Here is a 14,153-nt window from a genome sequence, read left to right as displayed (position 1 = left end):
CTAACTCTTTTGAACGCAAAAGCGTTTTGTGTGATAGCATTTCGTAGAGATTTTTATCGCTGATGAGATTTTGCAGTGCTTGTGCCAGCTGTGCCTTATTTGGTTTAATAATAATCGCACAGGTATTTTGGAAGGCATTAGCATACTGCCCCCCCCCCTACCAGCGATAATCGCAGAATCTATGCTAGATTCTGCGATTTTATGTAAATTCGCACGATTCGCAGAATCTGCAAATTTTAGTATTGTGGATGAATTTTTGGGGTTGTGCGAGTGGAGCAAGGAAATAGAACTTTGAGGTTCATTGACGAAGCTCCGCGAAGCACTCCCCAAAAAGTCGCCACAAGACGAATTTGCCCCACCCAAAGACGAATTGCCTTCCAATATAAATTGCTCACTAAGTCCGCCCACATCGCTTACAACACACGCCATCCCATTTGCAATCCCAACCGCCGCCACGCCACTTTGCGATGCTTCCAAATATGGCATTATCAAAATATGAGCGGAGTTGAAAATCTCTGCAATCTCACCCATACTTAAAAATCTATCAATAATCTCAATCTTTTCTTGCACTTCGCTAGACAAATGCGCTATGCTGTATTGATAGTTGCTTTTTCCAGCGATGATTAGTTTTTCATAAGATTGCGTTTGGATGGATGGCAAGGTATCAAGCAAAAGTTCGATACCTTTGTACTTACTCACTCGCCCAAAAAATAAAAGCGTGGGTTTTGGATGGTATTGCTTTTGGTCTCGCTTTAATCCCTTAAAGGCAAAAATGCCGTGCGGGATGATAGAAATGGGTTTATTTTGAAGTAATTTTGGCGAAACTTGCGAAGCGACAAAATTGCTTAAAAAAATAATGTGCGTGGCATTTTTAATGCAAAGATTTATTAGAAATTGTTGCATTGGCAGCTCATCGCCCAAATGCACAATACCATCGTGCTCCACCAAAATCACAGGTTTTTTATTTAGGCGAAATGCAACAATAAAAGCGATGTTAAAAAAATGAAAATGTGGCACAAATAATGCGCTATATTTCCGTGCCACAAGGCAAAAATACAAAAATATAAAAGGCAAAATAAAAATGGAAGATAAAATAAAACTTATTTTGCCTTTATAAGTTACGATGAATTTTGCGTCATCTCGCCTTACTTCATCGCTAACAAAGGCACTTTGATAGATTGTAAAAGGCAGTTTAAAATGCTCTAAAATCGCATTTGTATATTGCTCAAAACCACCGCCCTTGCGCGTTAGCGAAATCACTAAAATTTTAGGCGACATAAATGCGCCTTTGGTAAATCGCAGAATCTAGCGCAGATTCTGCGATTTTATTTGAAACATTTGCAATTATGGTATCTTGGGTGAGATTTGTGTATTGTGCCGAAAAATTTGAGTTAGATAAGACTTGCGGTCTATCAAGCGAGATTTTTTCAAACTCCCGCGCAAAAGGTAAAATAGGTCGCGAAAAAGAAAAATTGCCTACATTTAGGGCGCAACTCTCCCTAGCGTAAAGACTGCCATCGCCATTCTCATATAAGTCTGCCACTTGCGATGATATTTGAGCGATTTGGCACAGGCTTTCAAATAAGCTAAAATCATATTTGCCCCCCCCCTCATCAAACATTCCATCGTAGCGGTATTCTAACTCAACGACACTTTTTAAAATCGCAATGGTGCGCTTTTGAGCGACTTTAAAAGACGGATTTTGCGTTAAAATGGGGACATTTTGCAAATCCTCTAATTCCTCTATCACGCGCGAAATATCGCCAATGCGCTTATCTCGCGTCTGCATATCTATCTTGCGCGTGATTGAGGCATCATTATCGCAATAAAAATATAGTTTATTTGGAATGCCTATGCTTTTTTTGGCAAGCGCGCAAATCCAAAAGCTTTTTAGCGCATCCTCTGCCATCGTAAGACGCTTATCTTCGCCCATATGTGCCACGATGACCTCCCCCACATACTTAATGTGCGAAGCTTTATAAAGCTTCGCACATATGTGCCACGGAGGTGTGGCACAATGGGCGAAAACAGCTTCCAAAATCTCCCCATTATGGAGAGTCTTCGTAATAATCGGCGGTGAAATGCGTCTAAAAGTGCGTGGATAAAAGTCCATTCCAAAAAATATAATATCTGGCGCAGAATCTAAATCAAAAGTGGTAGATTCTGCGATATTTGTTTCATTCGCAGAATCTGCGATTATATTGTCATTCTGAGCGGAGTGCAAAGTACGAAGCGAAGAATCTCTTTTTAGATTCTGCGATTCTTCGATATTTTCGCCGTTTTTTAAATTAGTTTCGTTTGTTTTTTCTCGCAAAAGGGCTGCACCCCGCTCCCGCTCCCCCCGACTATTTGATTGTGTCCCCAAAAGCTGCCGCTTTTCGCTTTTAGGGGGAGAGCCTCGCTTATCCGCTTCTAGCAAAAAATCGGCGGTTACACTACTGCAACCTTCAATCCGATTTTTTGCACCACGAAGCGGGCGAGTTTTGGGTGCTTCGCACGGATTATTATCAAAAGACTCTTTGACCGCGCCAAATGCCACTTCGCACGCATCTAATGCCAAATAATCATCTGCATCCAAAAATAATAAATAATATCCACTTGCTTCTTTTATGCCTTTCATCCTTGCATTAAAAGTGCCTAAATTGTGAGAATTTTTTATAATTTTTATGCGTTTATCTTTTTTTGCAAAAGATTGCGCGATTTTTATAGAATCATCACTTCCGCAATCATCAATTAGTAGAATCTCAATATTGCTAAAAGTTTGATTTATACAAGATGTTAAACATCGTGTAATGTATTTTTCGACATTATAAATGGGGATGATGATGGAAATGCAGGGATTATTCATATAATCCCCCCCCCAATTAGAATGTTTCTAAAAAGTTTTATATTTTTTAGAAAAGCATTCGTGCCACAAATCGCCCTATGTAAAATCTTGCAGGTAAATTGAGAGATAAAGTCATCTGCATCAAGTGGCAAAATATAATGCCCCTTTGCGTGCTTTTCGCCTACTATTCTTGTGTGGAATAATCCTAAATTATAAGGATTTTTTATAATTTTTATGCGTTTATCTTTTTTTGCAAAAGATTGCGAGATTTTTATGGAATCATCACTTCCGCAATCATCAATTAGTAGAATCTCAATATTGCTAAAAGTTTGATTTATACAAAATGTTAAACATCGTGCAATGTATTTTTCGACATTATAAATGGGGATGATGATGGAGATTAGCATACGTAAAATCTACTTCGCCTTCTCCAAATACTCGCCGCTCTCGGTATTTACGCGAATCACTTCGCCTTCTAATATATGAAAAGGTATCTGCACCACCGCGCCTGTCTCCAAAGTCGCTGGTTTTTTACCCGCACTTGAAGTATCGCCCTTAAAATTTGGCGCGGTTTCTGTGATGAGTAGCTCTACAACCTGCGGGACATCGACAGAAATCGCCTTGCCATTGTGAAAAAGCACCGATACGGCAATGCCCTCTTTCATCCACTTTGCCACATCGCCCACCTGCGAATCGCTTAAACTAATCTGCTCATAATTTGCCGAATCCATAAACTGAAAGCTATCGCCATCGTGGTAGAGATACTGCATAGCGCGTTCCTCCAAGTGTGGCTCATCGCATTTATCCCCCGCGTGAAAGGTTTTTTCAATCACTTTGCCATCCAAAAATGACTTTATTTTCACGCGCACAAATGCGGGACCTTTGCCCGGCTTTACGTGCTGATATTCTACGATTCGATACGGCACACCGCTAATTTCTATCTTTAAACCTTTTTTTAAATCGCCCATTGAAATTGCCATTTTGCGTCCTTTTTAAATTTTATTTTCACTGCCTAGCACTTTGATTCGCTCGACTATTAGGTTTCTCATCGCCTCTTTGCCCGGTGTGAAAAATTTGCGTAAATCAAATTGCGTGTTGTCCTTTATTGCGACTTTTCGCACTTGCGCAATAAATGCTATGCGCAAATCCGTGTCGGTGTTGATTTTGTTTATCCCGCCTTTGACTGCCTCTTTTAGAAATGAAAACGGCACACCTTTACTGCCCTTTAAATCCCCACCTGTAGCTAAAAACGACTCTTTTATGTAGTCTGGTATCGCACTTGCGCCGTGCAAAACTAGCGGGATATTTGTGAGCTTTTTGACTTCTTGCAAACGCGCAAAGTCTAGCTTTGGTTCGCCTTTAAATTTAAAAGCCCCGTGGCTTGTGCCGATAGCGGGAGCAAGTGAATCTACGCCACTCTCTCTCACAAAAACTTCGGCTTCTTTTGGGTTAATCAGCACAGCGTCCTTTTCGCTAACGCTCACATTATCCTCAATCCCCATTAGTCGCCCTAACTCCGCCTCCACGCTAACGCCCCGCTCGTGCGCCATTTTGACGACTTTTGAAGTCAGCTCCAAATTTTCATCAAATGGGTGATGCGATGCGTCAATCATCACGCTTGTAAATCCCGCTTCTACGGCGCGTTCGCAAGATTCAAAGCTTGTGCCGTGGTCTAGGTGCAGTGCGACAGGGATATGCGGATATTTCGCGCTTAAAATTTTCACCATTCCCACCGCCATTTCAATGCCTAAATATTTGATTGCGCCCTCACTTGCTTCCACGATTATGGGAGATTTAGCGATGTCTGCCGCTTCAAAAATCGCGCTTAACATTTCGTAATTTACAAAGTTAAACGCGCCCACGCCGTAGTATTCTTTGTGTGCCTTTTGCAAAATTTCATTGCCTGAAACTAACATTTTTAAAACCTTTTTTATTTGATAAAACGCAGAATCTGCGCCAAAATTAGCGTAGATTCTGCGATTCGCAGAATCTACTTCATCTCAATTTTTGCTTTTTTCTTTAAATCCTGCGCCCTTTTTGCGATAATGTCGCGGATTTTGTTAAGTTTCAAATCATTTTCAAGCTGTGGTTTAATGTCCTCATATTTTACCACGCCTTTGGGCTGAATGGATTTTAGATAAATGATGTGATAGCCAAAGTCCGTTTTCACGGGCTTTTTGGTGTATGTAGTTGGTTTAAGTGCAAATGCTGCTTTTGAAAACTCCGCTACCATCTGCCCTTCACGCGCAAATGGTGGCAACTCACCGCCCTGCTCTGCACTGCCCTTGTCAGCGGACTTTGCTTTTGCTAACTCGGCGAATTTTGATTCGGCGTTTTTCCCTGCTTTGTTTAGCTCGGCGATTATATCTTTTGCTTCTTTTTCAGTCGCTACCAAAATATGCCTTGCTTTTGCTGTCTCTGGCTGAATTAGCTTGTCTTTGTTTGCGTTGTAGTGCTTTTTGACTTCGCTGTCGCTTACCTGCACTGCTTCGAATTGCTTTTGTGTCCAAAGCCCCAAAATCAATTCATCTTTAAATGCTTCTAACGCATCTTTATACTCTTGCGTATTTTCTAACTGCTTGTCCTTTTTTGCCTCGCGTGTGAGTAATTTGCGCTCGATTGCTTGGTCAATCGCCTTATCTTTTAAGTCGCTTGGGAGATTTGCCAAATCCAAATTCGGCATTGCTTGGCGCAAAAACATCAAATCTTTGTCCGTGATTTCCTCGCCATCGACTTTTGCATACACTTCCGCGCTCAAACTGCTAAAAATAAGCCCCGCTAGGCTTAATGCAACTAAAACTTTTCTCATAAAATTCTCCTTAAAAATTTGGGTTTAAAGTTGCGGATTCTACATTTATCAATGTTTTTTGTCAATAAAACGCAGAATCTATTTATAGCTCTCACTAAAACACTGCATTTCATTATAAAAGCTATTCCAAAGTCCTGCTTTGCGCTCTTGTGCGAGATTCTGCAAATGTAGCATTTTCTCTAAAAACGCAGAATCTACCCCATCCTTATTTACCACCGCAAAGCCATCTGCAACCATTTTTTCATTTAGCAGGGCATTGCTATATGCAATAAGGCAGTAGCCATTTACCACGCGAACGCTATACATTTGCTCTAAATTGAGATTGTTTTGCATATAGCCGATTGTGAGATGGCTCATAATGCGAAATTTTTCGTTATTGCAGGGATTTTTCGCGCTAAAATACGGCACAGATGCGCCTAGCATTGAGCATTCAAAGCTGTATTTGCTTAGGCGAAAAACAAGGCGATTTGGGTTGTAGTAGCTATTTAGCAAGTATTTGCGCTCAGGGATTCCATCAATGGCACAAAGATTTGACACAAGATTCGCTATGATAAATGCCACAAGCAAAGCAAAATTTTTCATAATATCGATTCCACTAGTGATTTGGTATAAGGATTTTTGGGCGATTCTAGCATAAATTTATCGCCACTTTCGGCAATTTCGCCATTTTTTAGCACGATTACAGAGTCGCATAATGCGCGGATTATCCCCAAATCGTGCGTAATTAGAATGTAGCTCAAACCAAATTCATCTTTTAAGCGAAGCAAAAGCTCTAACACTTGCTTTTGTGTGATTTTATCAAGTGCGCTTGTGGGCTCATCTAGGATTAAAATTTGCGGATTTAGGATTAGGGCGCGTGCGATTGCGATTCGCTGTCTTTGTCCGCCACTTAATTCGCTTGGGAATCGCGTGAGATTGCTCGAATCAAGCCCCACAAATCGCAACATTTCGGCGACTTTTTTATCTTTTGTGCTGTCGTTTTTGTAGTGAATATCAAGCCCTTCTTTGATAATCTCACGCACACGAAACCGCGCATTTAGCGATGAATTTGGGTCTTGAAAAACGATTTGGATATGTTTGCGAAATGCGCGAAAATTGCGAATCTCTTTGTAATTTTGTGTGCCAAAAATAATGTCGCCGTCATATTTTATAAGGTTCAAAAGCGCAAGTGCAAGGGTGCTTTTGCCACTGCCTGATTCGCCGATAATGCCTAAAATTTCGCCTTTTTTAAGGCTAAAATTTATGTTATGCAGAGTTTTTTTAGTCGTATTTTTGCCAAAAAGGTGCTTTTTTGCCGTGTGAAAAACGCTTAAATTTTGCACTTTTAGCAAAATCTCATCGGTTAGATTTGGATTTTTGTAGCTAAAATGAGTGGCGTTTAGTAAGTCGCGTAAATATGGATTTTGTAGGCAATTTGTTCTGGGGTATTCATTTTCGTTGTTTTGATACGAAACTTCGCGCGAATGGTCGCCAAGTCCTATTTTCGCTCGTTCCGCATCAAAACAACGCAAAGCAACACCGCCATTACTTCGATTGTTTGCTTGCGAATCGTGCGCTGTGTGAGATTCTGCGATTTTTTTATTAGATTCTGCATTTTTGTTGCTTTTCGCAGAATCTGCGCCATTTTTCGTCATTGCGAGATTCTGCGAAGCAGAATCGTGGCAATCTATCGTGCTATCTGAATCGTGGATTGCCGCGTTCGCTTCGCTCACTCGCAATGACGGATTATTTACGCTAGATTTGCCTTGCAATGATGATTTGTCTAAATTTGCTACTTTTCCCACCATTTCGCCGTTCTTTAATAGTAAAATCTTATCTGCGTAGTGGCGCACCACCGCAATATTATGCGTAATCAAAATCACAGCAATGTCTAGTTTTGCACTCAAATCCCGCAACGAATCCAAAATCTGCTTTTGTAAAACCGAATCAAGCGCAGTTGTCGGCTCATCGGCAATGATGATTTTTGGATTATTTGCCAAAGCGATTGCCATTAACACACGCTGCCTTTGTCCTCCGCTCAACTCATAAGGATACACTTCGCCAAATTTCAAATCCAAATCAACCATTTTCATTAGCTCTGCGAATCGCAAATCGAGCGCATTTTTTGGCATTTTTGGATTATGCAACTCCAAAATTTCGCACACTTGCTTTTTAATCCTATGCAGTGGATTTAACGCGACTAACGGCTCTTGCGGGATATATGTGATTTCTTTGCCTAAAAATTCGCGCATAGATTCGACACGCGCCCCATTAAAAATAATTTCGCCCTTTGATTCGCGCACACCATCTAAAAGCCCCAAGATTCGCAGGGACAAAAGCGTTTTGCCGCTGCCAGATTCGCCAATAATGCCTAAAATCTCGCCTTTTTGCAACTCAAAGCTGATATTTTTTAGCGCGAAATTGCAAAATTTAAAGCTAATATTTTGGAGTTTAAATAGCATTTTCACTCCCATTGGCGCGTGAATGCTTTGGATTTAGGCTATCTCTCACGCCTTCACCGATAAACACCAAAAGCGACAGCAAAATACTCACGCTTAAAAAGCCGATAATGCCAATATGCGGGGCGTTTAGATTGTCCTTGCCTTGATTTAGGATTTCGCCCAAACTCGCATATTCTGCGGGAAGCCCAAAGCCCAAAAAATCAAGCGTTGTAAGCGTGGCAATGCTCCCAGCCAAAATAAAAGGAAAATAAGTCGTAGTCGAAATTAGCGCATTTGGCAAAATATGGCGAAATGCAATGCTAAAATCACTCGCACCCAGCGCACGGGAAGCTTTGACAAAGTCAAAATTTCGCACCCGCAAAAACTCCGCTCGGACAAGCCCCACCAAACTAATCCACGAAAAAAGTAGCACGATGAAAAGCACTCGCCAAAATGTCGGCACGATGAAGCTAGAAATGATGATTAGAGCGAACAAAATCGGCACACTTGCCCAAATCTCTACAAGCCTTTGTGTGATAATATCCACTCTCCCGCCGTAAAATCCCTGCAACGCGCCTACAAAAATGCCGATTGCCGAACTCATCGAACTTAAAATTAGCCCAAAGATAAGGGAGATTCGCACTCCATAAAGCAAACGCGCAAATAAATCTCTGCCTTTGTCGTCCGTGCCAAGTAGATTTTTGGCATTTGGCGAACCACTATTTATCGAGTTTGGCGGTGGCGCGGACAAATCATAGATTATCGTATCATATCTATAAGGAATGGGTGGATTTATAATAATCGCATCGCCCAAAAGCTCCCTAAAATGCGGGTCTTTATAATCAATGCCAAATTCAAAAATGGCATTTGATTCGCCTAGATTCGCAGAATCTATATTAGATTCTGCGATTTTCGCGCTAGATTCTGCGATAAAATCACTCTCCACATAATCCACAAATATAGGAAAATAAAAGCGCGAATCTTTATAAATCAAAATCGCCCTATCATTCGCAATAAAGGGCGCAAAAAGGCTCACAATAAAAATGGCGCAAAACAAAATCGCACTAAAAAATGCTAGTTTTTTGCGCCGAAAATGATACCAAAATTCGCCCATTTATCGCCCCTCAAAGTCGATTCGCCTATCAATTAGCGCGTAAGTCAAATCGCTAATAATCCCCACCACAAGCCCTAAAAGCGTGAAAATATACAAGGACGCAAAAATCACAGGATAGTCCTTATTGACAATGGATTCATAGCCCAAAAGTCCAAGCCCGTCCAAACTAAATATGATTTCAATCATCAGCGAACCGCTAAAAAACATCGCCATAAACGCACTAGGAAAACTTGCGATGACTAGCAACATCGCATTGCGAAAAATGTGGCGATAAATCACTTGCGATTCACTTATTCCCTTTGTCCGCGCCACTAGGACATATTGTTTGCTTAATTCATCTAAAAATGAGTTTTTGACAAGTAGCCCAAGCGTGGCAAATCCGCCGATTGTGATACAAAACACAGGCAGAGTTATATGCCAAAGATAATCTTTGACTTTGCCAAAGGGCGTGAGATTCGCAAAATCATCGCTTATTATGCCTTTTAGCGGGAAAATATCCAAATAATTGCCACCACAAAGCAAAATGATTAGCAAAATCGCCAAAATAAACGCAGGGAGCGAGTATGCAAAGATTATGATAATGCTTGAAATCACATCAAATTTTGAGCCATTTCGCACCGCCTTTTTAATACCAAGCGGGATAGATATGAGATAAATTAGCAAAGTGCTAAAAAGCCCAAGCGAGATTGATACGGGCAACTTTTCTTTGATAATCTCCACCACAGGGCTTTTGCGATAAAAACTCTCCCCAAAATCAAAACGCGCATAATCGCCTATCATCTTAAAAAAGCGCGTGGCTATGGGCTTATCAAAGCCATAGAGCCTTTGCAACTCCGCCAAACTCTCATCGCTTACACCCGCCCTGCCTTTGTAAAAGCTATCATTTAGATTTGTCGCGTTTAGCTCATTTGTCGCTAACGCGCTATGTTTGGAGATAAGTAGCTCAATGGGACCGCCAGGGGATAGCTGAATGATGGCAAAATTTATACACATTATGCCAAAGAGCGTGGGGATTAGCAAAAAGATTCGCTTCAAAATATAGGTGCGCAAAAAGATTTACTCCAAATTTAAGTCTATTAAAAATTAGTGCGCGATTGTAGCAAAATTTTGCTTTGGGATTTGGCGAATCGCAAAATCTAATGTGCCAAATTGTCATTGCGAGGCGAATCTACGATTTGCCAAAACAATTCGCAGAATTTGCCCTTTTCGTCATTGCGAGAAAATCCGCAGGATTTTCGTGGCAATCCAAATCCCGCGAATCTGCCCTCCCGTCATTGCGAGAAAATCCGCAGGATTTTCGTGGCAATCCAAATCACACGAATCTGCCCTCCCGTCATTGCGAGTCCTTGCGATAGCAAGGCGAAGCAATCCAAAACACGCGAATCTAAAAGATTTAAAAACCAAATGTTGCAAAATTGAATCAATAAATTAGATTTTAGAATCTGCCCACAGATTCGCCTTAAAGTCCGCGATTCGCATAAGATTCACGAATCCACTAAATAGATTGCTTCGTTGTGTTCGCTACGCTCAAACTGCCTCGCAATGACAGAGTGGAGCTCCATCAAATCCCTATTCTCTCGCCCCATTGTTTATCAAAAATTGCTTTATTTCGCTAGTTTTTGCCCAATTTAAAGCAGTGAAGCCATTTTTGTCTTTCGCATTCATATTTGCACCTTTTTTTACTAAATATTTTACAACTTCAAAATGTCCTCTTGATGAAGCCTCTATTAAAGCAGTGTTGCCACTATCATCTTTTACATTTACATCTGCGCCATTTGCGACTAAATATTTTACAATCTCCAAATGTCCATAGAGCGAAGCAACAATTAAAGCAGTCCAGCCATTTTTGTCTTTCGCATTCACATTTGCACCTTTTTCTGTCAAAAATTTCACAATCTCAAAATGTCCATAGAATGAAGCCTCTATTAAAGCAGTGCTGTCATCTTTGTCTTTCGCATTCACATTCGCACCTTTGGATACCAAAAATTTTACAATCTCAAAATGTCCATACATTGAAGCCTTCATTAAAACAGTGCCACCAAATTCATCTTTCATATTCACATCAGCACCTTTGGATATTAGCGACTTAACTTCATTTAAGTCGCCAACCACTGCCGCACTGATTAAGTCTCTATCATAGTTCGCCCACGCTATTTGAATCTGTGCTATGGCTAGCATAAAAATCAAAAGTAGATTTTTTGTCATCTAAATCCCCTTTTTTAAATAAAATTTTGCGAATTTTATATCACATTGCTTAAATGAGATTTAAAAATAAAATTGTGTAGATTTGGTGTGAAATTTTTGTAATTGCAAGGCGAATCGGCGAATCGATGAATCGCTTTTGATTTTGGATTGCTTTGCGCGAATCGGCGATTCGTCTCGCAAAGATGGATTTTTTGATTTTACCCACCCCCTTAATCCCCCTCCGCAAGGGAGGGGGAGAATTTTTTTAAGATTCTGCGAATCGCCAAAAATTGCCAAAAAACACACTAGATTCTACGATTTTCGCGCGATTCGCTGAATCTACTCCACAAAATTCGCCAAATCTAAATATATTTTTGCTACAATCCAAAATTTTTAAGGGGTGATTATGAGTAAGATTACAGCAGTTATTGACATAGGCTCAAACTCCGCACGAATGGCGATTTTTAAGCGGACAAGTCGCTTTGGTTTTCATCTAATCTATGAAGTAAAAAGCAAGGTGCGAATCAGCGAAAATTGCTATGAAAATGGCGGGATTTTGCAAGAAGTGCCGATGGAGCGCGCCATAAATACCATTTGTGATTTTGTAGGCATTGCCAAAAATTACAAAGCGCGAAAAATCCTTTGCGTAGCGACAAGTGCGACAAGAGACGCGCCAAATAGGGCAGAGTTTTTAAATCGCGTAAAGCGCAAAACAGGTGTGCGAATCAAAGTCATTGATGGGCAAAAAGAGGCATTTTTTGGGGGCGTGGCGTGTGCGAATCTGCTTCACAAAAAAGATGGCATTACAATCGACATAGGCGGTGGTAGCACGGAGTGCGCAATTATAAAAGATGGCAAACTCCAAAATCTAATCTCCCTAAACATTGGCACGATTCGCCTAAAAGAGCTATTTTCAGGCGCGAAAATCGACATAAAAAAAGCAAAAAAATTCATTCAAACCGAATTTGAAAAAATATCATTTGATTTTAAAAATGAGTGCGTTTTTGGCATAGGTGGCACGATTCGCGCTCTCTCAAAAATGATAATGAAAAAAGAAAAATACCCCATAAACACGATTCACGGCTATGAATTTGAAGTCCAAAAATATAGCGATTTTTTCAAAGAAATCTACACAAGCGATATTAAGGGGCTTCGTGCGCTTCAAGTGCCACAAGATAGGGAGGATAATATCCGTGAAGGTGCGCTAATTTTGTCAATGTTGCTTGAAAAATTTGGCGCAAAAAGCGTTATCACAAGTGGCGTGGGAGTGCGTGAGGGAGTATTTTTAAGCGATTTGCTTCGCAATTCGCGCTTTTTGTTTCCAAATGGCTTTAATCCGTCCTATCGTAGCCTAATTGATAGATTTTGCATAAATGAAAGGGCGCAAGGCGCGGTTAAAAAGAATGCGACTTTGCTTTTTAACCTACTTGCGCCAAAGCATAAGATTCCGCCAAAATATCTCTTTCACCTTGAAAATGCCGCTGGGCTAAATAAAATCGGCGATTCGCTTGGATTTTATTCGATGTATAATCACAGCGCGTATTTTATCCTAAACGCCCTAAACTACGGCTATTCGCACATTGATAGGGCGATAATTAGTCTGCTTGTGAAATACAGCGACAAGCGCATTCCAAAGGACGATGAGATTTTATACATTAGCAAACTTATGCCGCCAATCGCTATTTTGCAGTGGCTTAGCTTTGTTTTGAGCGTGGCAGAAGTGGCGTCTCTAAGCCCAAAAGGCGTGGCGTTTGAGTTTAGCGATGATACTTTGCGCGTGAAAAGCGATTTTTATTTGCTAAAAGAGAAAATTTTGGCGTTAAATCTGCCTGATTCAACCCTAAAAATCGCCTTTGAGTGAGGATTTACTATGATGAAAATGTCACATTTTTTACAAAGATTCACGCGTAAAATTTTAGATTGTGCCATTATGATTTTTGCGTATTTCACGGGATTTTGGCTATCTTTGATGAATGATAAAATCTTTTTTTACAATATCAAATTTCTGGCATTTTTGTTTAGGATTTTTGATAGACGGCGGAGGCGCGATTGTGTTACGAATCTAAATTTAGCCTTTGGCGATTCGTTGCCACAGGGCGAAAAAGAGCGAATCATAAATCGCGCATATCAAAATTTCGCCTTTGTGATTTTAAATGCAGCACGGCTTATTTGTATGGACAAAGAAAAGACTCTCTTTAACTCAATCTCTAACAAATGAGATTTGATTTATGATACGCGTGATGAAAAATAAATATATAATTCGCTCCCAAATCTCAGAGAATAAATTTCGTTCAGTTTTATTGTATGTTTCTACGAAAATATCAAAAATCACATATTTTAGAGGTTACGCTCTGTAAAATCTTTAAGCAAATTAGAATCTTAATCGCAAAAAAATGTAAGAAAACGGCAAAATTGAAATCAATGAAAGCTATTGTTTGCCTCGTTTCACTAGCAAATCATACGGATTGCCACGAAAATTCGCTTCGCTCATTTTCTCGCAATGACGGATAATTTTAGAGATTTTTCGCTCATTTTGTTCGCTCAGAATGACAATTTTTTTTGGCAGATTCTACGAATTTCGTGCGAGATTCTGCGATTTTTGTCTTTTAAAACAATCGAAGTAATGGCGATTTTGCGTCAGCAAAATTAACCAAAAAAAGCGTCCTGTGCGGAAGTATCGTGCGATGGATTCGTGGGTTGTGCCGAAAAATTCGAGCGAAGATAGGACTAATTCGTCCATCGAGCGAGGATTTTTCAAACTCCCGCGAATACGCGCACGAGACGACGCATTACCACCCC

Annotated in this window: 15 protein-coding genes and 1 pseudogene; 3 read left to right on the top strand and 13 right to left on the bottom strand. The window is 40.4% G+C overall.

Translation table 11 applies throughout. The features are described 5' to 3' along the window. The 10 genes and pseudogenes from ACWIUD_RS03800 to yejB form a co-directional block, all read right to left on the bottom strand. Entirely contained in the window at positions 1–1,278 is a 1,278-nt protein-coding gene (locus ACWIUD_RS03800) for a glycosyltransferase family 4 protein (protein WP_454146884.1), read from the bottom strand. Between the two features lie 1,243 nt (positions 1,279–2,521). Further along, a pseudogene (locus ACWIUD_RS03795) lies at positions 2,522–2,848 on the bottom strand (glycosyltransferase family 2 protein); the annotation flags it as partial. Then, positions 2,845–3,234 carry a glycosyltransferase family 2 protein gene (locus ACWIUD_RS03790; protein WP_454146882.1) on the bottom strand — a complete coding sequence of 130 codons (390 nt, stop codon included), beginning with the start codon at positions 3,232–3,234 and terminating at the stop codon, positions 2,845–2,847. The pseudogene ACWIUD_RS03795 and the gene ACWIUD_RS03790, both read right to left, overlap by 4 nt. Before the next feature lie 9 nt (positions 3,235–3,243). Continuing rightward, positions 3,244–3,807: an elongation factor P gene (gene efp / locus ACWIUD_RS03785; RefSeq protein ID WP_454146880.1), complete on the bottom strand. Its 564-nt coding sequence runs from the start codon at positions 3,805–3,807 to the stop codon at positions 3,244–3,246. Between the two features lie 12 nt (positions 3,808–3,819). Then, positions 3,820–4,743 (bottom strand): class II fructose-bisphosphate aldolase, encoded by a 924-nt coding sequence (locus ACWIUD_RS03780; RefSeq protein ID WP_454146878.1) that lies wholly within the window; start codon positions 4,741–4,743, stop codon positions 3,820–3,822. A 74-nt stretch (positions 4,744–4,817) separates the two neighbouring features. Further along, entirely contained in the window at positions 4,818–5,636 is an 819-nt protein-coding gene (locus ACWIUD_RS03775) for a peptidyl-prolyl cis-trans isomerase (protein WP_454146876.1), read from the bottom strand. A 78-nt stretch (positions 5,637–5,714) separates the two neighbouring features. Then, positions 5,715–6,218, bottom strand: a complete 504-nt coding sequence (locus ACWIUD_RS03770) for a thermonuclease family protein (RefSeq protein ID WP_454146874.1) — start codon at positions 6,216–6,218, stop codon at positions 5,715–5,717. Then, on the bottom strand, positions 6,215–8,077 hold the full coding sequence (locus ACWIUD_RS03765) for an ATP-binding cassette domain-containing protein (RefSeq protein WP_454146872.1): 1,863 nt from the start codon (positions 8,075–8,077) through the stop codon (positions 6,215–6,217). The genes ACWIUD_RS03770 and ACWIUD_RS03765 overlap by 4 nt, the downstream gene beginning before the upstream one ends. Continuing rightward, positions 8,067–9,170 carry an ABC transporter permease subunit gene (locus tag ACWIUD_RS03760; protein ID WP_454146870.1) on the bottom strand — a complete coding sequence of 368 codons (1,104 nt, stop codon included), beginning with the start codon at positions 9,168–9,170 and terminating at the stop codon, positions 8,067–8,069. Before ACWIUD_RS03760 ends, ACWIUD_RS03765 begins: the two co-directional genes overlap by 11 nt. Then, positions 9,171–10,220 (bottom strand): microcin C ABC transporter permease YejB, encoded by a 1,050-nt coding sequence (gene yejB / locus ACWIUD_RS03755; protein ID WP_454146868.1) that lies wholly within the window; start codon positions 10,218–10,220, stop codon positions 9,171–9,173. Positions 10,221–10,319: 99 nt separating this feature from the next. Between yejB and ACWIUD_RS03750 the strand changes: the two genes are divergently transcribed. Further along, on the top strand, positions 10,320–10,589 hold the full coding sequence (locus ACWIUD_RS03750; protein WP_454146866.1) for a hypothetical protein: 270 nt from the start codon (positions 10,320–10,322) through the stop codon (positions 10,587–10,589). Positions 10,590–10,739: 150 nt separating this feature from the next. On the opposite strand, the gene ACWIUD_RS03745 is transcribed toward ACWIUD_RS03750, so the two are convergent. After that, a complete protein-coding gene (locus tag ACWIUD_RS03745) occupies positions 10,740–11,375 on the bottom strand; it encodes an ankyrin repeat domain-containing protein (RefSeq protein WP_454146864.1) in 636 nt (211 codons plus the stop codon). A gap of 60 nt (positions 11,376–11,435) precedes the next feature. Continuing rightward, a complete protein-coding gene (locus tag ACWIUD_RS03740; RefSeq protein WP_454146862.1) occupies positions 11,436–11,651 on the bottom strand; it encodes a hypothetical protein in 216 nt (71 codons plus the stop codon). A 109-nt stretch (positions 11,652–11,760) separates the two neighbouring features. On the opposite strand from ACWIUD_RS03740, the gene ACWIUD_RS03735 reads away from it, so the two are divergent. Together ACWIUD_RS03735 and ACWIUD_RS03730 are read left to right on the top strand one after the other, a co-directional pair. Next, complete coding sequence (locus ACWIUD_RS03735) at positions 11,761–13,215, top strand: Ppx/GppA phosphatase family protein (protein ID WP_454146860.1); 1,455 nt, start codon at positions 11,761–11,763, stop codon at positions 13,213–13,215. 9 nt (positions 13,216–13,224) lie between these two features. Continuing rightward, the gene (locus ACWIUD_RS03730) at positions 13,225–13,572 is read left to right on the top strand and encodes an LpxL/LpxP family acyltransferase (protein WP_454146858.1); all 348 of its coding nucleotides are present in this window, start codon (positions 13,225–13,227) and stop codon (positions 13,570–13,572) included. Positions 13,573–13,923: 351 nt separating this feature from the next. Here the strand turns inward: ACWIUD_RS03730 and ACWIUD_RS03725 are convergent. Beyond that, on the bottom strand, positions 13,924–14,153 hold a 230-nt coding region (locus tag ACWIUD_RS03725), incomplete at its 5' end, for a hypothetical protein (protein ID WP_454146856.1).

The sequence above is a fragment of the Helicobacter sp. 23-1044 genome, from assembly GCF_053654695.1.
Note: the sequence above shows the minus strand (reverse complement) of the source record. Positions and strands in the feature narration are given on the sequence as shown.